Raw genomic sequence first — 21,315 nt, forward strand, 5'->3', positions numbered from 1 at the left:
CTTTCTTACTGCATAAGTGCAACTAAGGCTTTCGCCATTAAGGCTTGGCGATAAGCCAAGTTTTCTAAGTATACTTATAATGAAGGAGGGGTGGCTATGCAAAGTTGGTATCATATAATTCCAAGAAACACGGGACTAAGCTCCTATGCTTGGATTATTTTTTGTATTCTCCCTTTTTATTTTATCTTTCATTCCTCAACAACAACTGAAATTATAATTGGTATTGCAATGATTTTATTGTTTTTTGCGACGTACCGATTGTCGTTTCTATCGGAAGGTTGGACCGTTTATTTATCGGTCAGTATTGAAATGACAATCAGTATTGTAATGACATTGTTTTTTGGATACGTCTATTTTTCACTGTTCTTAGCATTTTATATTGGAAATATACAAAATAAAGCTGGTTTTATTACGTTATATGTGGTTCATCTAGTCACGACAATCACAGCAGTAAGTATTGGTTTGTTTATACAAAGTGAAGCATTTTTAATGCAGATTCCATTTATTATCATCAGTGTAATTGGCGTTATTCTGTTGCCGTTTAATATGTATAATCGTAATAAGCATGAAAAATTAGAGGGACAATTAAAAGATGCAAATAAACGAATTTCTCAGTTGGTAGTTATGGAGGAACGTCAACGAATTGCACGTGATTTACATGATACATTGGGACAAAAACTTTCCCTTATCGGATTGAAAAGTGATTTAGCTGGGAAGTTAATAACTTTAAACCCTGATTCTGCCAAAACGGAAGTTAATGATATTCATCAAACTGCCAGAACTGCATTAAAAGAGGTCCGTGAAATGGTTTCAGATATGAGAGGCGCAAAGCTTGAGGACGAAATCATTCGCGTTGAGCAAATTTTAAATGCAGCACAAATAGATTTTAACTTAGAAGGTGATTTGACCTTGAAAAATGTGCCTCTTTTGGTTGAAAACGTGTTAAGTATGAGCTTGAAAGAATCTGTCACAAACGTAGTTAAGCATAGTAAGGCAACCTTCTGTGAAATTGTGGTTAAACAATTTCCAAATGAATTACTAATTACCGTACGTGATAATGGAGTTGGGGTTTCAAATGAAAACAATTCTTATAAAGGGAATGGACTTCAGGGGATGAGAGAACGGTTGGAATTTGTAAACGGCCGATTAGATCTGGATTCATCTGACGGAACAACCCTTACCATACAAGTTCCGCACGTGATTAAACAAACGAAGGAGGAGTCGTTGTGATTCGCATAGTAATTGCAGAGGACCAGCGGATGTTACTTGGTGCACTTGGATCTTTACTGGATTTAGAAGAAGATATGGAGGTAGTTGGAAAAGCAAGTAATGGGGAAGAAGTTCTAGCTCTTGTGAAGCAGCATCAACCTGACATTTGTATGATGGACATTGAAATGCCCTTAAAAAGCGGACTTGATGCTGCTGAAGAATTAAAAAATGATCCTTGTAAAGTTATTGTTTTAACCACGTTTGCTCGAACAGGTTACTTTGAACGGGCTCGTAAAGCAGAAGTTAGCGGCTATTTGTTGAAAGACGGTCCAAGTGAGGATTTGGCGAATTCAATTCGTATCATCATGGATGGTCGAAAAATTTACGCACCTGAATTGGTGGATATGGCGTATAGTACGGGTAGTCCTTTGACGGAACGGGAAGAACAGGTCATAAATTTAATTGCTAACGGGAAAAATACAAAGGAAATTGCCAGTCAACTATTTATCACTACTGGTACCGTTCGCAATTATGTTTCAGTAATATTAGATAAGCTAGATGTGACAAACCGTATTGAAGCCATCTCTAGGTTCAAAGAAAAAGGGTGGTTTAAATGAGCCAATGATCCAAAAAGCTAAAATACAAAAGCCATGATTCAACTGAATCATGGCTTTTGTATTTTGCAAGTGTACCCGTTATTTCATCATATCTGCTATGATCTCGTACGAGTGCAGTCTTGCTTTTTGATCAAATATTTGTGAGTTTACGATGACTTCATCTGCTTTTGTCTCCGCGATAAAACTTGTTAATTTCTGTTTGATTGTATCAGGGCTTCCGATGATAGTGGAGCTAGAATTGAGTGTTTTTTCAACAGACGCCCGCTCCATGGCCGACCATACTTCTTCAATGTTATCGATAGGCGGCTTCAATTTACTTGGTTCTCCTCTTCTTATGCTTAGGAATTGCTGTTGCTGTGAAGTTGCTAACCATTCTGCCTCTTCATCCGTATCAGCTGCTATGATGTTAACTCCTAGCATCGCATAAGGTTTTTGAAGTACACTAGACGATTTAAAATTATCGCGGTAAAGATTTAATGCTGGAATCATATAGTCGGGTGCAAAGTGACTTGCAAAGGAAAAAGGTAATCCCTTATGTGCTGATAGTTGAGCACTAAATCCACTTGAACCAAGAAGCCAAAGCGGAACATCAAGACCAGTTCCTGGAACAGCTCTCACTCTGGCCTCAGGGTTATCCTCAAAATATCCTTGAAGTTCTTCTACTTGTGCTGGGAAATCATCTACTTGCATGTTCAATGTGCGACGGAGCGCATAAGCAGTTGCCTGATCACTCCCGGGAGCACGTCCAAGGCCAAGGTCAATTCGTCCAGGATATAACGTCTCAAGCGTACCAAATTGCTCGGCAATTACAAGGGTTGCATGATTCGGTAGCATAATTCCACCAGATCCAACACGAATCTCTTTTGTTGCTCCAGCAATATGGCCAATGATGACAGAAGTTGCGGAACTAGCAATGCCTGGCATGTTATGATGTTCAGCTAGCCAGAACCGATTGAAGCCCCATTCCTCTACATGCTGTGCAAGTTCAACGCTATTTTTAAATGACTGCCTGGGATTGCTTCCCTCCGTAATGGGGGCTAGATCCAGGACAGACATAGGTATATGATTAAAATATTTTGAAGCCACAATGTTCACTCCTTAAGATTAAATATCTTCTCTCAAAGAAAATGATACGTCGTATATATCTAATCGTCCACTTATCCGCCTATGAGCTTCAATTTGAAAAAAATCAGTGACAAATGATGAATAGTTACATGTAAAAAACAAATACTAGGTTTTACCATTGTTTGTTTAAGGTAAGTACTAGTAAAAGTGTAGCTTAAATTTAATTAAGGAGATGAAATAATGCTAAAGAATAAAAAGTTTTTGGTTTCCTTACTGTTTCTCGCATTGATTATGGTTATCTCTGCTTGTGGCGGAGGCGGTGGAGAAGAAGGTTCTGAATCTGGCGGTGACAATGGCGGTAATGGTGGCGGTGAAACAACTGCCCAAGGAGATGCTGCAAACGGTGCTGAAGTATACCAAAGTAACTGTATGTCTTGTCATGGACAAGAAGGTGCAGGTGGCAGTGGGCCAGCTCTTCAAGCTTCAAGTGATTACGATTCAGTAATTCAGCAGGTGAAAAATGGCGGAGGCGGAATGCCGGCGTTTGAAGGTCAGCTTTCTGAACAAGAAATTGCAGACGTTTCCGCATATATTGCTGAAAAAGTTGCCAAATAACGGGCAGAAATAACATAGCAATGGTTAATGCATAATCCAAGAAATGGAACGTCAAAATTGATGTTTATTTCTTGGATTTTTTAATTCTGCTTAAACCGAAATCACTTACTTGACAATACTACGTAATTTTAATATACTAACTTACATAAAGTAATCCATATAAAATATTATTTTTAAATTGCAATTAAATTTGATATTAAATTGCTAATTGGAAATAAATAAGAGGAGTTTAAACATGGGTTTTTTCAATAAATTATTTGGAAATAAGAAGGAGACGGATAATATGTCAAACGTTAAGTTAGCAGTAATTTATTATAGTTCAACTGGAACCAATTATCAGCTAGCAAAATGGGCTGAGGAAAGTGGTAAAGCGGAAGGTGCTGAAGTAAAGGTGTTAAAGGTCACTGAACTTGCTCCTGACGCTGCTATCGCATCTAACCCTGCATGGCAAGCACACGTCGACGCAACAAAGGACGTTCCAGAAGCAACATCAGACGATCTAGAATGGGCAGATGCCGTTATCTTTAGTATTCCAACTCGTTTTGGTAACTTGCCTTCTCAAGTTAAACAGTTCCTTGATTTACAAGGTGGACTTTGGGCAAACGGTAAAACGGTAAACAAAGTTGTAAGTGGTATGACTTCTGCACAAAATCCACACGGTGGTCAAGAAGCTACACTGTTAGCCTTGTATACTTCCATGTTCCACTGGGGTGCAATTGTAGCAACTCCAGGATATTCTGATCCAGTATTATTTGGAGCTGGTGGAAACCCATACGGCACAAGTGTTACAGTTGGACAAGATGGAGAAATGGTTGAAGATGTAGAAGGTGCAGTAAAACACCAAGCAAAACGTACGATTGAAGTAGCAACAATGGTGAAAAACGGCAGTAAGTAAATAAAATAGAATTTAAAACCAGATTAACGCATTAAATGCGAAGATCTGGTTTTTTATTTTTTAGGAATATTTATAATGACATCTACCCTCTGCCTTTTTTATTTGCAAATAAATCAATTTTTAATACTTTTGGCCTACAAATATTCTGTAAATATAGTATAATATAACTATATAAAAGGGATGCAGGATATGGGAGGGAGAGGGTTGCATGAATAATATAATCCAGAAACAAGCGGCAGATCAAAAGACGAAACAATTGGAAAAAAATAGAGCAAGATTTAAAGCTAAAGTTACTGAAAGAAAACCGGTGAAATCATTACCCTCTCCCGTAAAAATGGAAGACCTTCAAAGAGAAAAAAGATTAAGGAAACGTGCGCAAAAACAAGTGGATGATTTACAAAAAAGGTCTGATAGAAGTAAGCAGACAATTATAAAGCAAAGGCAACATATACTTGAATTTAAAGAAAAAGTAGCAAAATTAGAATATGAACGTTATGAGACAAATCAAAAGCTGTCAAAGCTAAAAGAACAGTATGAAATAGAAATAATGAAGCGTGATAAACTTCTGTTAAATGAACAAAATATACGGAAGGAAGCGGAAAAAACAGTACAAAGACTTATTGTAAAGCATCAAAAAGATCAAAAAAGTGGAAATGCAAAGGTAAACTTCTTAAATCAGGTACAACAACTCAAAAAGTCTAACAAGGCCTTACGTCAACAGGTAGAAAACTACGATCTTTTGACTCATGAAAAGTATGGAGATTTGGAACAAGAAGTGAATAACTTACGAAAAGAAGTTCATATTTTTCGAAACCGTGAATGTCAGATAAAAAACGATCCATTGTTTTTATTGGATTATATGAAGCAGTATATTTCAAGCGCTTATGTTCCTGAATTAGTAGATTTAATACAAGACTATATCACATCTGAAAACCTACACCACTTTTATCGCGGAGACCAAAATGTGTTTTACTTGTTGATGAGAAGAGTAAATTTACTTAACTTTCATATAAAGAAGCGGAATAACCAATATAAACTTAAAAGCACAACAAATAGTAGTGAAGTACAGCGGTTGGGTTATTTAGTTTTTGATAATGGAAGTTGGCAGTTTGTAGATGTTACTCAAGCCAATTCCCCAAAGGTATATGCTGTTCAAGCAAACGTAAGCAATGAACCTCTAGAAATTGATAAACCAGTTAAAGCAATTCTTAAAGAAGATAGTGTAACAATTATAAAATGTTTTTCTATGGAAATGCCAAAGCAACTCCAGTACAAAAAGAAACAAACAAATTCACCAACACCGAAAAATGAGTATCTGCAGTTCGGAAACTTTAAAGTCTTGGTAATCGGGTCCAGGTTCTTAAGTGATTATAAGGATTGTCTGGAAAAACATGGCTGTAATACCGAACTACATAATCCGTTTGAAGAAAGTTATGAACGATTAACTGGCAAAATTAGTCGAGCTGAAATTATTCTTGTATGTGAACGACATATCCCGCACAGTTTGTGGGGACACGTGGATAAACATCAACCATATGTAAGTGTTTTGAAAAAAGATAGTAAGGATTTGATTTCCACCATCACATACTTGACGTTACAAAGATGCGAGTTGGTTTGAGAAGGTGAATCCATCATTATCTTTAATAACTATAATTTCCACTACAAACCATTTGCTTCATGCTCATATTTTCAGTAGTATAGGTAGGTAAAGGAATGCATCGTTGAAAAGAGGGTACACAATGAATAAAACATCCATTTATGGACTTACATTTGATCAATTAACAGATTGGTTACTGGATCATGGCCAAAAGAAGTTCCGAGCACAACAGGTTTGGAATTGGTTATATAAAAAGCGTGTAACAGCGTTTTCTGGAATGAATAATGTAAATAAGGACTGTATTGAACTACTTGAAGAACATTTTGTTTTATACACATTAGAACAGACGGTTAAACAAGAGTCAAAGGATGGGACAATAAAATTTCTATTTAAATTAGAAGATGGAAATTTAATTGAAACCGTTTTGATGCGGTTTAACTATGGCTTGTCCGTTTGTGTGACTACCCAAGTGGGCTGTAATATTGGTTGTACATTTTGCGCAAGTGGACTACTGAAGAAAAGTAGAGATCTTTCTGCTGGCGAGATTGTCGAGCAAATAATGAACGTACAAAAGCATCTTGATGAGCAAGAAAATGATGAGCGTGTAAGTCATATCGTTGTCATGGGAATTGGTGAACCATTCGATAACTTTACGAATATGATTGATTTTGTCCGTGTAGTTAATGACGATAAGGGACTTTGCATCGGAGCAAGACACATTACGATTTCAACTAGTGGACTTGCACATAAAATATATGAATTCGCAGATACTGGTATACAAGTTAACTTAGCGATATCCTTACATGCACCAAACGACGAGCTTAGAACACGGATAATGAAAATAAACAAGGCATTTCCAATAGAAAAGCTGATGAAGTCTGTCGATTACTACTTAGAAAAAACAAATCGACGCATCACGTATGAGTATATTATGTTAAAGGATGTAAATGATCATAAGAAAGAAGCGGTGCAGCTTGCGAAGTTACTTGCTAACAAACGTCATCTGACCTATGTGAATTTAATTCCTTATAATCCAGTTGATGAACATAATCAATATGAGCGTAGTGAATCTGAGACAATTCAAGCATTTTTTCAAACATTGAAACAGTACGGTATAAATTGCGGAGTTAGATGGGAAAATGGTGCAGACATCGATGCGGCATGTGGCCAACTACGAAGTAAGCAAATTAAGAAAGAAAAAATAGTGTAAAAGTCCAATGAAAATGTCGCGCCTAATTTATTAGGCGCGTTTTTCTAGTGGTTTAAATTAATGTGCATAATTTAACTAATCAGGTAAACCATACATGTAGAGTGTATATAGCTCAATAACTTATTGGAGGTTTTATTTACTATGGCACAACAAAACGCACAACAACAAATACAGCAAGCTGCCCAACAAGCACAGCAGGCTCAGCAAGCAGTTCAACAAGCACAAGCTAGCGCTGATCCGCAACAGTTGCAACAGGCTCAACAACAACTGCAACAAGCGGAACAATCTTTGCAGAACTACCAAGCTCAAGCAGGGTCTAATGCACAGCAAGATCCACAGTTCCAACAAGCACAACAACAAGTACAACAAGCTCGCCAGCAAGCAGATCAAGCACAACAAACACAGCAAAACAAACCACAATAAGTTAGAGAACTAAGATGAGGGAAGTCGTTAATTCGGCTTCCTTTTTGCGTGAGCGATAGTATTGGAGTTTCGAATCCGAAGTAGTGGTTTACCGGTAATCAGATAGAATTCATGTTTCTAATCCAATTAAATGGGAATAGGTCCTTATGTGCTTTTCAAAAGCAAAAAAAATTAGTATGATTATTTAAATCACTAGCAAAAAGAAAGGATGGATAAAGTTGAGTAAAATAACGTTAGATTTAGCAAAAAAGTTAATTGATGGGGCGGAACAAGAAGCCAAAAAAATTGATGTACAAATGGTTATATCTGTTTTTGATGAAGGTGGTAATCTAATTGCAGTACATCGCATGGACGACGCATGGCTCGCGAGCATCGACATTGCACAAAACAAGGCGTGGACGGCTGTTGCCTTAAAAATGCCAACAAGCAACCTAGAAGAGGCTACAGTGCCCAAAGCAGAGCTTTATGGATTGAACACGACCAACCAAGGAAGAATTGTTGTCTTTGGCGGAGGGATCCCCTTAATGCAAGATGGAAAAGTAGTAGGAGCTGTAGGTGTCAGTGGTGGTACTGTGGCACAGGACACCCAGGTAGCAGAGGCAGCAGTTAAAGTATTTGATGGCCAATAAATAAATGCTTACTAAAAATCGGGTGGTGCCTGGCATCACCCGATTTTAATAATCATATAAGTTTATTTTGTAAACGAAATTCTAAAAATCCTCAAGTTTCCTCAAACATAATTCCAGCCTTTACCTTATGACATCCTATGTCCCATTTGTTGGACTGTCTTCTGGCTTATTTCTTCTGACTTTAGTGTATCCGTAATTCAATGGCCTCCACTAATATCCATAATAAATAGTCATCTACCTTTTTCATTTTACGCATGATGGAAATATCCCTATCGAATAATTTCTTAGATAAAAGCCAAAGTTAATAAGAAAAGTAATTACCTCAGAAAAAAAGTAAAAGGAGCTTGATTTCATGGATTGGGACTTAATTTGGAAGGCGATTCTTATTGTAGTAGTTGGTACATTTCTATTAAGAATAGCAGGAAGGAAATCCATCTCGCAAATGACACTTACTGAAACAGTAATTATGATATCTATCGGTTCGTTGCTGATTCAGCCTGTTGCTGATAAAAACATTTGGGTAACATTTATTATTGGCGCTATTCTTGTTTTTACACTAATAATTATGGAATTTTTGCAAGTGAAAGGTGATTTGTTTGAAAATCTAATTACTGGTAAATCAAAGGTTCTAATTGAGAACGGGAACTTGAATGAGAAAAATTTAAAAAAAGTAAGATTAACAGTAGATCAGCTAGAAATGAACCTCAGGCAGAAAAGCGTTAGTAAAATAAGTGATGTAAAATGGGCAACATTGGAACCAAACGGTCAGGTGGGCTTTATATTAAAAGAAGAAGCACAGCCTGTAACGAAGAAAGAGTTTCAACTATTACTCACTCAGATACAACAAACGATGCAAAATCTTGTTCCTACAGAAAATAACCAAGAAAAAAGTACAAAACAAGATATCTTTTCAGAAATTGAAAAAGAGGATCATAGCGAAACACCACCAGAAAAGTTGTTGTAGTTTATGGTTTGTATTAACAGGCGTAACATAGCTATTCCTCTTAATGTGTAATGGTTTCACTTGTCAATGCATGGGTGTTATCTTCAGAGTCCTTGAAGAACACCATCCAGGTTTCCGTATTTTCCATCTTTGTAATTCTGTGCGGCTCATCGATGAACGGGATTCCTTTTTCGGTGAGATCTGCATATGATTCCTGGATATCATCAACCTCAAAGTAAATAACAGAACTAGCCTGAGCAAATTCTCTTTTTTCAGGGAGACTTAACATGAGTCTTATCCCGTTACAATTGAAAAATGCCATGCTGTCCGTGTTAAACAAAAGGGAAAGGCCTAGTAAGTCTTTATAAAAATGTATGGCACGATCTACATCTTTAACGGGTATACCAATTTGCTTAATATTCTTCATGGAATCTCTCCTTACTCTTTTAGTATCTATTCTTCATTTGATTATAAAACTCCTGCAAATTAGTGTTAATTTATTTTAAGACCAACAATGCCAATTACAATTAAGCTAAGGCATACTAGCTGAGGTAAGTGAATTTTCTCCTTAAATAAAAAGTAACTAACTAGTGTAATTCCGACACTACCCATTCCAGTCCAAATGGCATATGCAACACCTGGTGTAATAGTTTTCATGGCGATTGCCATACAAGTGAAGGAAAGCCCATATCCTAGAACAATGATAAACATCGGCCACTTTTTATTATAATCATGGACATATTTTAGCAGACTTACTGAAATAACTTCCTCGATACCAGCTACCATTAATAAGATCCAAGCCATTATTTGTCACCCTCTTTTGTTGTAAATTTCATCCCCAGAACACCGGACACTAAAATCAAAAAGAAAATTAGCTGTTTAATGGTAAAAGGCTCGCCAGTTAAAATGCCAACCAGATAAATTCCAATTGTTCCAACACCTACAAACACGGTATAAGCTACAGCAACTGAAATGGTGCGGAACGTTAACGTTAATAACCCAAAACTAATTACTATTAGAACAGCAATTACTAGCCATTCTAGTATGGAATCTGCATATTTTAGAGAAGACGCCCAAAATACTTCTAAAACACCAGCAATTACAAGTAATACCCATGCCATCATGATCACCCCATATAATTAATGAATGACTGTCATTCATTTTACGAATAAAAATTAAATCAATGCCCGTTTAATGAAATTAAAAAGTTCCTGTTTAAGGTGGTCGACGCTGTCCATACCGGTAGTACTATTAAACAAATACGTACGTTCAGCGGTTTGTTCAATCATATTAATAATTACCTGCACATTAAATTGAATCTTAGTTTCTTGTGCAATTTCATTTCGTTCCTGTGCAAGTTTTAGTTGCTTTTCCATCCAGTTGTAGTAGGGTGTATACATTTCTTCCCACTTTTCAAAGGAATGACCATATGCAAGCCCTGAGTAACATAATACGATAACTTCTTTATACCTTTCTGTGATGTTAAATGTTACATCGATAATTGTTTCCAACTTTTGATTGAAAGACATAGAATCGTTTACATGCTTGATAACCATATCGTATGTTTTGGTGAGCAATTCTTCAGCGATTGCCGGAACAAGGTCACTTTTTGATTTAAAATATAAATAAAAGGTGCCTTGCGCAACATTTGCACGCTTTACAATATCTGAAATAGATGTGTTTTCAAAGCTTTTTTCTTCGATCACTTTAAACGCCGCATCTAGTATTGCATCGTATTTTTCCTGCTTTTTCACACGCATTATTCCACCGCTTTCTAAAAATGAATATAAGTCATTTTAGCATTTTTCTTTAATAAAAGTCAAGAGACTAAAGTGTTTGTATACTTCATAATCAGGGAACTTAAAACTATACAATTAAGTTAATTAATTATCAAAAGGAGGAACCTTTAAAATGAATGATAAGCATAATAATGAGAAAAATGAACAACTAGAGCGGTTTCGTACGGATGATAAAGGTAAAAAGATGACAACCAATCAAGGACTAAAGGTATCAGAAGATGAGTTTTCTCTGAAAGCGGGTGAACGTGGCCCAACATTAATGGAGGATTTTCATTTTCGTGAAAAAATGACCCATTTTGATCATGAGCGAATTCCAGAACGGATTGTTCATGCAAGGGGATATGGAGCCCATGGTGAATTTGAACTTTATGAATCAATGAAGGAATATACAAAGGCAGGATTTTTGCAGGACCCAACAAAGAAAACCCCTGTATTTGTGCGTTTTTCAACGGTTGCTGGTTCTCGTGGTTCCGGTGAGCTCGCACGTGATGCTCGTGGGTTCGCAACTAAATTTTACACAGAAGAAGGGAACTATGACCTAGTAGGAAACAATATTCCAGTATTTTTTATCCAGGATGCAATGAAATTTCCAGATTTAGTGCACGCACTTAAGCCTGAACCACACAATGAGATACCCCAGGCCGCATCTGCCCATGATACGTTTTGGGACTTTGTTGCGAATAATCAAGAGGCAGCGCATATGGTTATGTGGGCGATGTCAGACCGAGCAATTCCAAGGAGCTTCCGCATGATGGAAGGTTTCGGCGTTCATACATTTCGATTTGTGAATCATCAAGGGAAAGCCCATTTTGTAAAATTCCATTGGAAACCAGTGCTTGGTGCACATTCCGTGGTATGGGATGAAGCACAAAAGATCAATGGTAAGAATCCTGATTTTCATCGAGCAGATATGTTTGGGGCGATTGAGAATGGAGATTATCCAGAATATGAATTAGGTGTGCAAATAATCGATGAAGCAGATGAATTCAAGTTTGATTTTGATATATTGGACTCAACAAAGCTTTGGCCAGAAGAGGATGTACCAGTGAAAATCATTGGGAAAATGACATTGAATCGCAATGTCGATAATGTGTTTGCTGAAACGGAACAGGTCGCATTTCATCCTGGACATGTTGTACCCGGAATTGATTTTTCAAATGATCCATTGTTACAAGGCCGATTATTTTCTTATACAGATACACAGTTAAGTCGTCTAGGAGGTCCAAATTTCCACGAACTCCCAGTCAATCGACCTGTATGTCCATTCCATAATAATCAACGGGATGGCATAGCGAGACAAACGATTAATCAAGGACAAGTAAGCTACCATAACAATTCGTTAGCTGAGAATACACCTGCAACCTCAAGTGAGGAAGAAGACGGTTATGTTCATTATCAGGAAAAAGTGGAGGGGCGTAAGGTTCGTGCACGCAGTGAAAGCTTTAAGGATCATTTCACGCAAGCAACATTGTTTTGGAACAGTATGAGTAAACCAGAGAAAGAACATATCAAGGATGCATTTAGCTTTGAACTTGGAAAGGTAGATAGTGAATCGGTTCAACGACAAGTGGTTGATATGTTTGCCCATGTTAGTATGGATTTAGCTAAAACGGTTGCCGATGCACTTGGTATTGCACCCCCTGAGCATGGAGGGTCAGACATTACTAAAACTTCACCTGCCTTAAGTCAGGAAAATACGAATAAAAAAGCGAAAACGCGTAAAGTTGCCGTTTTGCTTGGTAACGGATATAAGGGTGGCGAGGTAACAAAAGCGCTAAACGCCCTAAAAGCGGAAGGGATAAATCCTGAGATTGTTAGTGAAAAACTCGGAAAAGTGACCAGTGAAGAAGGAACAGTATTGAAAGCTGATCACACATTTTTGACCAGTGAATCGGTATTATTTGATGCCATTTATGTAGTTGGTGGTAAAGATGTAAGTGGTAAATTCCACCAGGAAACTGCGTACTTTGTTAACGAGGCATTTTCCCATTTTAAACCAATTGGTGGTACTGAGGAAGGGAAGAAGTGGCTTGAATCAAGTGGTAAGGCGGAAAGTGTTGGCGTGATTGTTAGTGACGATATAGATGAATTTGTACCGGGTTTTGTTAAAGCGATTGCGGCTCATCGTTATTGGGATCGTCAAATTTCATAGAAAGTAGATAGATAGAGAGGGAGACAGCAACCCTCTCTTATTTTTTGGTTTAGTGTCTATTAAATGTGATTACTATCGGTCTTTTCAGCCTGAAGGATGAGCGAATTTCAGACTCTTAGCTGTTATGGAAAGTTTAGATCCTGCCTATACTTGTAGTACGAAAGGTAATAGGAGGGATTGACATGATGAACCTATATGAATTGCAAGCAATAATTGAGAGCCGCCGTATCCGTTAATAAAAAACGATTGTAAAAGGTGTATTTCTACTGACTATATATGGCTGCCTTTAAAGCCTCTCAGGTATATGGAAGAGGCTTCTTATAAAGTAACCTATCCATTCTTTTCTTTATCTAACTCTGAAGTAAATAACGTTACGCGCGGTTTGCCACCATTTCCTTTATAGATTCGATGGACATAATCGTCAGTAATTAACTTTACTTCTTTGCTTAAGAACATCATAGGGATGACGTTGCATAGTACCACGAATGCTAACATTAAATCTAAGAATTGCCATACAAATTTAAGACCTCCAACCGCACCGACATATACAGCTATTATATACACAATGCGCATGAATTTTGCAGTTTTCAAACCATATAAGTATTCGGCCTGTTTTTCACCGAAAAAGACAAGAATACCAATGGTTGTAAAAACAAAAAAGAATAGGAATATCGCGATAAAAGTACCACCAAATGCATCGCCATACAAGCTAGAGAATGCTACAGTAATCATACTTGACGCTTCATTCGGGCCGACCATTTTCCAGGCACCAGTAACAAGAACGGCTAAGCCTGAGACCGTACAAATAACAATTGTATCAACAAATACACTAAAAATACCCCAGAAAGCTTGTTTGGAGGGGTGATCAGTTTGAGCAGCAGAGTGAGCTATTGGGCCCGTTCCAATTCCTGCTTCATTTGAATATAAACCCCGTGCTATTCCCCATCTCACCGCTTGTGCAATTCCAGCACCTGCGAACCCGCCAGCAGCTGATATTGGTGTGAATGCATTCGTGAATATAAGCCCAAAAACGTGTGGTAGCTGATCAGCGTTTGCTACTATCAAAATGATTCCGAATAATAGATAAGTAATAACCATAAACGGAACAAGTTTATCGGTAACTTTGGCAATTCGCTTGATTCCTCCAAATACAATTAGGGTTATAAATACTGCCATTATAATACCAGTTAATTCTACGGGCCAACCGAAAGCAGCTTCAACCTGTGTTGTGATTGAGTTCGATTGCACCATCGCACTTGGTATTAACTCAAGCATAAGGAATAGAGCAAAAAGGGTTGCAATTTTATTCCACCCTAATGCTTTTTTTATGTAGTACTGTGGTCCACCAACCCAAATACCTTTTTCATTTACCTCCCGATATTTCATGCCAAGTACAATTTCGCCATATTTTGTAGCCATGCCGATAAGCGCTACAGCCCACATCCAAAATAGTGCACCAGGACCACCTAATGCAATTGCAACAGGCACACCAACAATATTGGTTGCACCAGCTGTTGAGGCTAAAGCAGAAGTAAATGCTTGGAAGGGTGTAATTGTACCTTCATGTTTATTTTTCTTGAAAATTTGACCAATCGTATTATGTAACACATGACCAAAGAAGCGAAATTGGAAAAACTTAAGTCGAATTGTGTAAAGTAGACCGGTGAATATCAATAAAATAGATAATAAATAAGTCCAAAAAAAGTTTGAAATGTTTGCAATAATTGTTTGAAAAAGTTCCATAAACTCAGTCCTTTCTGGTGTATTTTTACTTTAATACCCTTTAATACCCAAAAAGTGATCATTTCAACCATTTTTCTACATGCATTTGCGCTTGTATTTTTTTGTCTCATTGCTTATCCTTACCAATCTTACATGGCATTCAATCTCTTTAAGAGTAGATTTAAAAGTCTGAAGGTAAATTTCTTTTATATAAGAAAGCTAATCGGTCATTAGAGTTCACTACGATGGCAGGATCATTCATATCCAATTTCGTATTATTTAAAGGCTTCTAATAATCCATTGACTTTATTTTCGAGAATTTGTCTCTGATTCATTTTTCGTACTCCTCTTTTCCAATAATTTTAGATAAATCTATCATTCTATTATCGTCATGAATACAAGATTATGTCCAAATTTGTTCTGTATACACATTTGAAAACTTGTAAACAAAATGTAATCTTTACGTGTACAATGCAGTGTACAAGTAAACAAAGTAGTACACATGTTGGTTTATTAGTGATTGCATTTTTGTGTACATGTATACGGAAAAGAATACTAGTAAAAGCCTGTTTGCCTATTTAAAAAGAATAATCTATTATTAGAAGTGTACTACTATTGAGAGGAGAATGATGGTAAATGAATAAATCTAGAATTGCTGCAATAGATGTAGGAAATGACGCATTAAAAGCAAACTTTGGAAAGTTAGAAAATGAATTGTATATACCAAATGTAATCGCTCGTGATATGGAGGATCGTCCTGTAATTGGAATAGAAGAACTTGATGAAAAAGATCCTTTGGACAACATACATATCCGAGTCCATTCCCCAGCCCTAGAAGAAAATAATGCTGTTTACCGGGTTGGTAATCTAGCGACTAAGTCAAATAACTCTACGGAGCTAGATCCAGGAAGCAGTAAATCTGAAGAAGATCAAACAATTGTTATGTTAATTGCTTCCTTAGCATTAGATGCTGTGAGCAATGGAGAACTAAAAACGGGCAGGAATGATGTGATTGATGCAAACTATACACTAGGGACAGGCCTGCCGCTTCGTGAAGTAAAAGAAGGTAAAGATGTCGGTTATCGTTCACAGCTATTAGGATCCGTTCATCAGGTTGAATTTTTGGTAACACCGAAATACCAAGGAAAAAAGGTTAACATCAAATTCGATGAAGTAAAGGTATATCCAGAGGGGTTCGCAGCATACGTAAACCTCATCATGGATAATGATAGAAATGTAATCAATAAAGAACTAATCGATAAACAAATTTTAATTCAAGATATTGGTGGACTTTCAACAGATATCGCGGTAATCCGCAATCGCAATGTTGACGATGATAAAGCACAAGGCTTTAATTTAGGTGTTGCAGAATCATTGGAAGAAATTCGCGAAGAAATAAGAACTAAGCATGGTGTCGAACTAGATAGCCGTCGTGATGTGGTAGATATTATCACCCGCAAAAATGATCGCCACCATATAATGGTTCGAGGAAGCCGGACTAATGTGCATGACATAACAGATCGTATTCTATTAGAGTTAGCTAAAAAAGAATACCGTTATTTACGTAATGTTTGGGCAAAAAACTCACAATCAGAAATCTGTTATTTTGTCGGTGGTGGATCGGCAGTATTAAAAGAGTATATTAAAGCGTTAAACAACAAATTAGATGGATTTAATATCGAGTTTTTTGAAGATGAAAATGAAAGTATTTGGATGATGGCAAACGCTTATTACAAACTAATTTCTGATTTTGTTGCGAAGTCTATAAAAGATACAAAAGATACAAAAGATACGAAAGAAGAAAAAACTGCAGAAAAAGCAAAGTAGGGTGATAGTATGTCAGATACGAAAAAAGGTATAGAGCGCGGACAGTCTATTACATTTCGTGTTCCTTCAGACACACCCGACCATGTACTAAAGTTATTACAAAAGTTAAAGGATACAGAACGAAGAAATTTTTCCAGCAAAATTGCTCAGTATGTATTAAAAGGGGTTAATGAAACCTACACAAGAGAACGCGAAACGGTCACAATTCCGCTTCCAAAACAACTAACAAAGGAACAAAAAAGCTGGATCAAACATGAGCATTCTGAAGTACTAATTGGAACTATTGTGTATCAATTGTTGAGTGATCCCATACGTGCAACATCGTTATTGGCATCATTAAGTAATGGTTCAACGAATAGATATGAAACAATGCATTTTGATGAAGTTGCCAGTAGTAAGGAAGATGACGTGACTGATACAAGCGAAAGACTAGGTGATTTAGATTTAGATGATATGCAAGAAGATTTATATGCTCAATCTGTTGAAGAAAAAGACACTGAGCTTGACGAAGATCCCTTAGGGGACTTTTTCTCCAGTATGAATAAGTAATAAAAAGGTGCAGCTGATGGTTGCGCCTTTTTATTATTTCAAATTTCTTCTTTACATTTCCGTTACGTTAACGTTTATAGTGGGTTCTAGGGAGATGATAAACGTGTATATTAAAGAAGTTGCTAAAAGACTAAATACGACACCAAGGTCCATTCGTTTCTACGAGGAAAAAGGATTAATCTTTCCTGAAAAGGATGTCGAAAATGACTATCGTTCTTTTACAGAAAGTGATATTCTTCGCTTAAGTACGATACTAGCGTTAAGAGAAATAGGTATTTCTATAAGTAATATCGGTAAAATTCTACAAAATCCAGAAATGGGTATGAATGATTACTTAACTATTCAACGATCAGCGCTTTTTGAAAAGTGGATTGAAATGAAAGACATGATTGAGACCATTGATCAAATGATGGACGGAACGGATGTAGACACCTACTCGATAGAGGAGATAGTTATGTTATCTCAACATTTAAAAGGAATAAAAAATGCTAGAAAAAATTGGGAAGACAAATGGAATTTTGATGAACAGGCTGTTGATTATGATCAAAATATTAAAATGCATGGCTATCGCTTCAATGTGCACGAGGATTATGAAAAAGCGCTATCGAAAGTAGTCACTTCGATTAGTCTGCAACCAGGGGATATAAGTTTAGACATTGGGGTTGGTACAGGAAATCTAGGAGCAAAGTTTTTGTCGAAAAGCACAAAAGTTATCGGTGTCGATCAGTCGGAAAAAATGCTTCTGATATGTAATGAAAAACATCCAAATATGGAAACTCGGAAGGGGCATTTCTTAGCATTACCGTTACTGGACAATCAAGTTAATAACGTCGTATCGAGCTATGCGTTGCACCATTTGCCAGACAGTGAAAAGGTTTTGGCTTTCAAAGAAATGGATCGAGTACTAAAGGATGAGGGGCAAATTTGTATTGTTGACTTAATGTTTTTGAATGAACAACACAGAACAAAGGTAATTGGAGATTTCCATGAATCAGGGAATACGGAAGCTATTGAAGCAATTGAGGACGAGTTTTATGCCGACAGATCTGTGTTGGTTGATAGGCTCGTTGACAATGGTTACCATGTGGAAACGCATCAGTTCAATGATATTTTAAGTATGATTTATGCTAGTAAGGGTGTGAAGAAGTAATGGGTACAAAAGTTGATGCAGAAAACGTAGTAGTGATCCAACAGATAATGATGTGGAGCAAATATACAAGCCGTACGAAGCTCGATACCATCGAGCGAGTACGGCGGATATATCGAAATAACGGCGGATATATCGAAATAACGGCGGATATATCGAAATAACGGCGGATATATCGAAATAACGGCGGATATATCGAAATAACGGCGGATATATCGAAATAACGGCGGATATATCGAAATAACGGCGGATATATCGAAATAACGGCGGATATATCGAAATAACGGCGGATATATCGAAATAACGGCGGATATATCGAAATAACGGCGGATATATCGAAATAACGGCGGATATATCGAAATAACGGCGGATATATCGAAATAACGGCGGATATATCGAAATAACGGCGGATATATCGAAATAACGGCGGATATATCGAAATAACGGCGGATATATCTCACCTCAAAAACCGCAATCATCGACAATTTTAATGAACTAATCAAAGCATGTCATCCTAATAATAATAAAAACATTATTTCCTGAACTGTGCTATAATGATAATTGTAGTAAAAATAATCTGAATACCACGAAGAAACACCTCGCATGATTAGTACTCTGGCTCTAAGCCTGTCTTTTTTTCGCTATATGTTAAGGTGTTTTTTGTTTGCTCTTAGATGGTAAAATTTTACATTTACTGAAGATAAGATACAAAAATATATAAATTGGAGTGAAAGTTTATGAAGGAAACAGCAATTGTTTATTGCGAAAGTAAATTCGGAACAATGGACGGAAAGACTGCAAATGGTCTAGTGAGAAGTTCTGGTAAATATCAGATTGTAGGAGTAATTGACAGTACAAAGGCTGGTTTGGATGCAGGTGAATATCTGGAAGAGAAAAGAAACAACATTCCAGTGTTTGAAAGTCTTGAACACGCTCTTGGAAATTTATCTGAAGTACCAGATCAGTTCATTTATGGAATCGCGCCTTCCGAGGGATTTTTGAAGAGTAATGAGAGAGAAATTGTGTTAACAGCAATGGAGCAAGGAATGAATATAGTCAACACGCTTCATGAATTTTTTACAGATGATGAAGAATTTGTAAAACATTCCTTAAAGTTTGAAGTTACTATCCATGACGTAAGAAAGCCACCACAAAAGAAAGACATGCACCTGTTTTCAGGAAGAATACTGAATGTCAAAACTCCGATTATTGCAGTGCTTGGTACGGACAGCGCTGTTGGTAAAAGAACGACATCAGTTTTGCTTGAAGAAGCGCTTACTAACAAGGGACTAAATGTTGCGTTTGTGGCTACAGGTCAAACGGGATTGATTCAAGGTGCAAAATACGGTGTAGCGATAGACGCCATTCCTTCACAATTTATGACAGGTGAGATTGAAAATCAAATCATGAGAGCTTATGAAAATGAAAATCCTGATATTATTATTGTTGAGGGGCAAGGGGCATTAAGCCACCCTGCTTATATCAGCGCCTGCTCAATTATTAGAGGATCAAGACCGAGTTCTATCATTGTTCAGCATCCACCGAAAAGAGAAAACCTTGGTGATTTCAGCTATATGAAAATGCCAACATTAAAGAGTGAGATAGATCTAATCGGAGCATTTTCAAAATCAGAGGTTATCGCGGTTACCATTAATCATGAGGATATGTCGGATAAAGAGGTACTTGAGGCTGTTTCTGAGTATGAAAAGGACCTTAAACTTCCAGCTACAGATGTATTAAAGCACGGCTGTGACAAACTAATCGATAGGTTCTTCGAGGTTTATCCAGAATTAAAAAGTAAAATTAAAAAAGTGCTTGTCAATTGATAGAGACAGCCATACACGCCACATCTAGGGTTGAGATCAATCTTGCAAAGATCGCGCACAATGCGGAAAAACTAGTTCAACTATATGGTTCAAAAGGAATTGAACTTATGGGAGTTACAAAAACCGTATGCGGCGATTCAGTTATTGCTGAGATTTTTGTGAATAATGGGATCCATATGCTTGCGGATTCCAAACTAGTTAATCTGAAGAAAATGCGCGATGCAGGTGTAAGTGCACAATTTGTCCTGCTAAGGTCGCCAGCCCTTAGTGAGGTTGATGCAGTCGTTCAATATGCTGATATCAGTATGAATACCGAGTTAAGTGTCATCAAAAAGCTTGCTGAAACAGCAAATCTATCTAATTCAGTACACCAAATTATCCTAATGGTAGAAATGGGCGATTTAAGAGAGGGTATTATGCCTGCAAATCTCGAGGGGTTTATTCAAAAGGTTATGGAACTTTCGGGAGTTGCGATTGTGGGCATCGGTGCAAATTTTGCCTGTTTTGGGGGTGTTAGACCAAGCAAAGATAATATGAGTGAACTCTCGAAACTTGCTGACATCATTCAAACAAGATTTTCACTTCCGCTAGTACATGTTACAGGCGGTAATTCAGCTAACTACAACTGGTTTACTGCAGCTGATAGTATTGGAAATATCAACAATTTAAGACTAGGTGAATCAATCTATTTGGGACGGGAAACACTTGACCGAAAGGCTATACCTGGATTATATACAGATGCGTTTACGTTTGTGTCAGAGGTAATTGAATCGAAAATAAAGCCATCTGTTCCTTACGGGGAAACGGGACAGAATGCGTTTGGAAATCGCCTGCAATTTCGTGACCGTGGACTGATAAGAAGGGCTATCGCTTCTTTCGGATCACAAGACGTTCTTGTAGCAGGATTAACACCTGAATTAGATATTGAAATTCTCGGATCGAGTAGTGACCATACGATTCTTGATGCAAAAGAAGTTGATTTGAAAGTAGGAGACGAGGTTAGGTTTGCTCTTGATTATGGCGCTCTTCTATCCGTTATGACGTCTGTATATATAACAAAAAAGTATAGTAACATTTTATAAGTGAGAGC

Annotated in this window: 21 protein-coding genes; 15 read left to right on the plus strand and 6 right to left on the minus strand. The window is 37.2% G+C overall.

All coding sequences use genetic code 11. The features are described from left to right. The first annotated feature begins 96 nt into the window (after window positions 1–96). Window positions 97–1,230, plus strand: coding sequence for a sensor histidine kinase (locus tag CFK40_RS02385; RefSeq protein WP_089530498.1), 1,134 nt, complete (start codon window positions 97–99; stop codon window positions 1,228–1,230). Beyond that, window positions 1,227–1,826 carry a response regulator transcription factor gene (locus tag CFK40_RS02390; RefSeq protein ID WP_089530499.1) on the plus strand — a complete coding sequence of 200 codons (600 nt, stop codon included), beginning with the start codon at window positions 1,227–1,229 and terminating at the stop codon, window positions 1,824–1,826. The genes CFK40_RS02385 and CFK40_RS02390 overlap by 4 nt, the downstream gene beginning before the upstream one ends. A gap of 78 nt (window positions 1,827–1,904) precedes the next feature. On the opposite strand, the gene CFK40_RS02395 is transcribed toward CFK40_RS02390, so the two are convergent. Next, window positions 1,905–2,882: an LLM class flavin-dependent oxidoreductase gene (locus CFK40_RS02395; RefSeq protein WP_089534262.1), complete on the minus strand. Its 978-nt coding sequence runs from the start codon at window positions 2,880–2,882 to the stop codon at window positions 1,905–1,907. A gap of 249 nt (window positions 2,883–3,131) precedes the next feature. Here CFK40_RS02395 and CFK40_RS02400 point away from each other — a divergent pair, with 249 nt between their 5' ends. From CFK40_RS02400 to CFK40_RS02430, 7 genes are all read left to right on the plus strand, one after another. Continuing rightward, window positions 3,132–3,506: a c-type cytochrome gene (locus tag CFK40_RS02400; RefSeq protein WP_089530500.1), complete on the plus strand. Its 375-nt coding sequence runs from the start codon at window positions 3,132–3,134 to the stop codon at window positions 3,504–3,506. Between the two features lie 235 nt (window positions 3,507–3,741). Next, complete coding sequence (gene wrbA, locus CFK40_RS02405) at window positions 3,742–4,401, plus strand: NAD(P)H:quinone oxidoreductase type IV (protein ID WP_089530501.1); 660 nt, start codon at window positions 3,742–3,744, stop codon at window positions 4,399–4,401. A gap of 208 nt (window positions 4,402–4,609) precedes the next feature. Then, window positions 4,610–6,019 carry a hypothetical protein gene (locus tag CFK40_RS02410; protein ID WP_089530502.1) on the plus strand — a complete coding sequence of 470 codons (1,410 nt, stop codon included), beginning with the start codon at window positions 4,610–4,612 and terminating at the stop codon, window positions 6,017–6,019. Between the two features lie 121 nt (window positions 6,020–6,140). Continuing rightward, on the plus strand, window positions 6,141–7,208 hold the full coding sequence (gene rlmN, locus CFK40_RS02415; protein ID WP_089530503.1) for a dual-specificity RNA methyltransferase RlmN: 1,068 nt from the start codon (window positions 6,141–6,143) through the stop codon (window positions 7,206–7,208). A gap of 141 nt (window positions 7,209–7,349) precedes the next feature. Beyond that, window positions 7,350–7,631, plus strand: a complete 282-nt coding sequence (locus CFK40_RS02420; RefSeq protein WP_089530504.1) for a hypothetical protein — start codon at window positions 7,350–7,352, stop codon at window positions 7,629–7,631. A 218-nt stretch (window positions 7,632–7,849) separates the two neighbouring features. Further along, window positions 7,850–8,260, plus strand: coding sequence for a GlcG/HbpS family heme-binding protein (locus CFK40_RS02425; protein ID WP_089530505.1), 411 nt, complete (start codon window positions 7,850–7,852; stop codon window positions 8,258–8,260). Window positions 8,261–8,612: 352 nt separating this feature from the next. Next, complete coding sequence (locus CFK40_RS02430) at window positions 8,613–9,224, plus strand: DUF421 domain-containing protein (protein WP_089530506.1); 612 nt, start codon at window positions 8,613–8,615, stop codon at window positions 9,222–9,224. Between the two features lie 40 nt (window positions 9,225–9,264). On the opposite strand, the gene CFK40_RS02435 is transcribed toward CFK40_RS02430, so the two are convergent. The 4 genes from CFK40_RS02435 to CFK40_RS02450 form a co-directional block, all read right to left on the minus strand. Further along, a complete protein-coding gene (locus CFK40_RS02435; protein ID WP_089530507.1) occupies window positions 9,265–9,630 on the minus strand; it encodes a VOC family protein in 366 nt (121 codons plus the stop codon). Window positions 9,631–9,695: 65 nt separating this feature from the next. Then, entirely contained in the window at window positions 9,696–10,007 is a 312-nt protein-coding gene (locus CFK40_RS02440) for a DMT family transporter (protein WP_089530508.1), read from the minus strand. After that, window positions 10,007–10,324 (minus strand): DMT family transporter, encoded by a 318-nt coding sequence (locus CFK40_RS02445; RefSeq protein WP_089530509.1) that lies wholly within the window; start codon window positions 10,322–10,324, stop codon window positions 10,007–10,009. Before CFK40_RS02445 ends, CFK40_RS02440 begins: the two co-directional genes overlap by 1 nt. 54 nt (window positions 10,325–10,378) lie before the next feature. Further along, the gene (locus tag CFK40_RS02450; RefSeq protein WP_089530510.1) at window positions 10,379–10,963 is read right to left on the minus strand and encodes a TetR/AcrR family transcriptional regulator; all 585 of its coding nucleotides are present in this window, start codon (window positions 10,961–10,963) and stop codon (window positions 10,379–10,381) included. A 151-nt stretch (window positions 10,964–11,114) separates the two neighbouring features. Here CFK40_RS02450 and CFK40_RS02455 point away from each other — a divergent pair, with 151 nt between their 5' ends. Next, window positions 11,115–13,154 carry a catalase gene (locus CFK40_RS02455; RefSeq protein WP_089530511.1) on the plus strand — a complete coding sequence of 680 codons (2,040 nt, stop codon included), beginning with the start codon at window positions 11,115–11,117 and terminating at the stop codon, window positions 13,152–13,154. Window positions 13,155–13,484: 330 nt separating this feature from the next. Here the strand turns inward: CFK40_RS02455 and CFK40_RS02460 are convergent, their stop codons facing one another. Continuing rightward, complete coding sequence (locus CFK40_RS02460) at window positions 13,485–14,897, minus strand: alanine/glycine:cation symporter family protein (RefSeq protein ID WP_089530512.1); 1,413 nt, start codon at window positions 14,895–14,897, stop codon at window positions 13,485–13,487. Window positions 14,898–15,512: 615 nt separating this feature from the next. On the opposite strand from CFK40_RS02460, the gene CFK40_RS02465 reads away from it, so the two are divergent. From CFK40_RS02465 to CFK40_RS02485, 5 genes are all read left to right on the plus strand, one after another. After that, entirely contained in the window at window positions 15,513–16,703 is a 1,191-nt protein-coding gene (locus tag CFK40_RS02465) for a ParM/StbA family protein (RefSeq protein WP_089530513.1), read from the plus strand. A 9-nt stretch (window positions 16,704–16,712) separates the two neighbouring features. Next, window positions 16,713–17,252, plus strand: coding sequence for a hypothetical protein (locus CFK40_RS02470; RefSeq protein ID WP_089530514.1), 540 nt, complete (start codon window positions 16,713–16,715; stop codon window positions 17,250–17,252). 103 nt (window positions 17,253–17,355) lie between these two features. Beyond that, complete coding sequence (locus CFK40_RS02475) at window positions 17,356–18,402, plus strand: MerR family transcriptional regulator (RefSeq protein WP_161493807.1); 1,047 nt, start codon at window positions 17,356–17,358, stop codon at window positions 18,400–18,402. Window positions 18,403–19,136: 734 nt separating this feature from the next. Further along, window positions 19,137–20,225: an N-acetyltransferase DgcN family protein gene (locus tag CFK40_RS02480; RefSeq protein WP_089530516.1), complete on the plus strand. Its 1,089-nt coding sequence runs from the start codon at window positions 19,137–19,139 to the stop codon at window positions 20,223–20,225. Next, complete coding sequence (locus tag CFK40_RS02485) at window positions 20,222–21,307, plus strand: alanine/ornithine racemase family PLP-dependent enzyme (RefSeq protein ID WP_227001849.1); 1,086 nt, start codon at window positions 20,222–20,224, stop codon at window positions 21,305–21,307. The genes CFK40_RS02480 and CFK40_RS02485 overlap by 4 nt, the downstream gene beginning before the upstream one ends. Window positions 21,308–21,315: the final 8 nt, after the last annotated feature.

It is taken from the genome of Virgibacillus necropolis, from assembly GCF_002224365.1.
GTDB lineage: Bacteria > Bacillota > Bacilli > Bacillales > Amphibacillaceae > Virgibacillus_F > Virgibacillus_F necropolis.

Excerpts from the sequence above, each read along its gene's own strand:
- CFK40_RS02470 (WP_089530514.1), top strand. The coding sequence starts at position 16,713 with ATGTCAGATACGAAAAAAGGTATAGAGCGCGGACAGTCTATTACATTT.
- CFK40_RS02430 (WP_089530506.1), top strand. The coding sequence starts at position 8,613 with ATGGATTGGGACTTAATTTGGAAGGCGATTCTTATTGTAGTAGTTGGT.
- CFK40_RS02385 (WP_089530498.1), top strand. The coding sequence starts at position 97 with ATGCAAAGTTGGTATCATATAATTCCAAGAAACACGGGACTAAGCTCC.
- CFK40_RS02445 (WP_089530509.1), bottom strand. The coding sequence starts at position 10,324 with ATGGCATGGGTATTACTTGTAATTGCTGGTGTTTTAGAAGTATTTTGG.
- CFK40_RS02450 (WP_089530510.1), bottom strand. The coding sequence starts at position 10,963 with ATGCGTGTGAAAAAGCAGGAAAAATACGATGCAATACTAGATGCGGCG.
- rlmN (WP_089530503.1), top strand. The coding sequence starts at position 6,141 with ATGAATAAAACATCCATTTATGGACTTACATTTGATCAATTAACAGAT.
- CFK40_RS02480 (WP_089530516.1), top strand. The coding sequence starts at position 19,137 with ATGAAGGAAACAGCAATTGTTTATTGCGAAAGTAAATTCGGAACAATG.
- CFK40_RS02395 (WP_089534262.1), bottom strand. The coding sequence starts at position 2,882 with ATGTCTGTCCTGGATCTAGCCCCCATTACGGAGGGAAGCAATCCCAGG.
- CFK40_RS02435 (WP_089530507.1), bottom strand. The coding sequence starts at position 9,630 with ATGAAGAATATTAAGCAAATTGGTATACCCGTTAAAGATGTAGATCGT.
- CFK40_RS02410 (WP_089530502.1), top strand. The coding sequence starts at position 4,610 with ATGAATAATATAATCCAGAAACAAGCGGCAGATCAAAAGACGAAACAA.
- CFK40_RS02420 (WP_089530504.1), top strand. The coding sequence starts at position 7,350 with ATGGCACAACAAAACGCACAACAACAAATACAGCAAGCTGCCCAACAA.
- CFK40_RS02465 (WP_089530513.1), top strand. The coding sequence starts at position 15,513 with ATGAATAAATCTAGAATTGCTGCAATAGATGTAGGAAATGACGCATTA.
- CFK40_RS02460 (WP_089530512.1), bottom strand. The coding sequence starts at position 14,897 with ATGGAACTTTTTCAAACAATTATTGCAAACATTTCAAACTTTTTTTGG.
- CFK40_RS02440 (WP_089530508.1), bottom strand. The coding sequence starts at position 10,007 with ATGGCTTGGATCTTATTAATGGTAGCTGGTATCGAGGAAGTTATTTCA.
- CFK40_RS02400 (WP_089530500.1), top strand. The coding sequence starts at position 3,132 with ATGCTAAAGAATAAAAAGTTTTTGGTTTCCTTACTGTTTCTCGCATTG.
- CFK40_RS02455 (WP_089530511.1), top strand. The coding sequence starts at position 11,115 with ATGAATGATAAGCATAATAATGAGAAAAATGAACAACTAGAGCGGTTT.
- wrbA (WP_089530501.1), top strand. The coding sequence starts at position 3,742 with ATGGGTTTTTTCAATAAATTATTTGGAAATAAGAAGGAGACGGATAAT.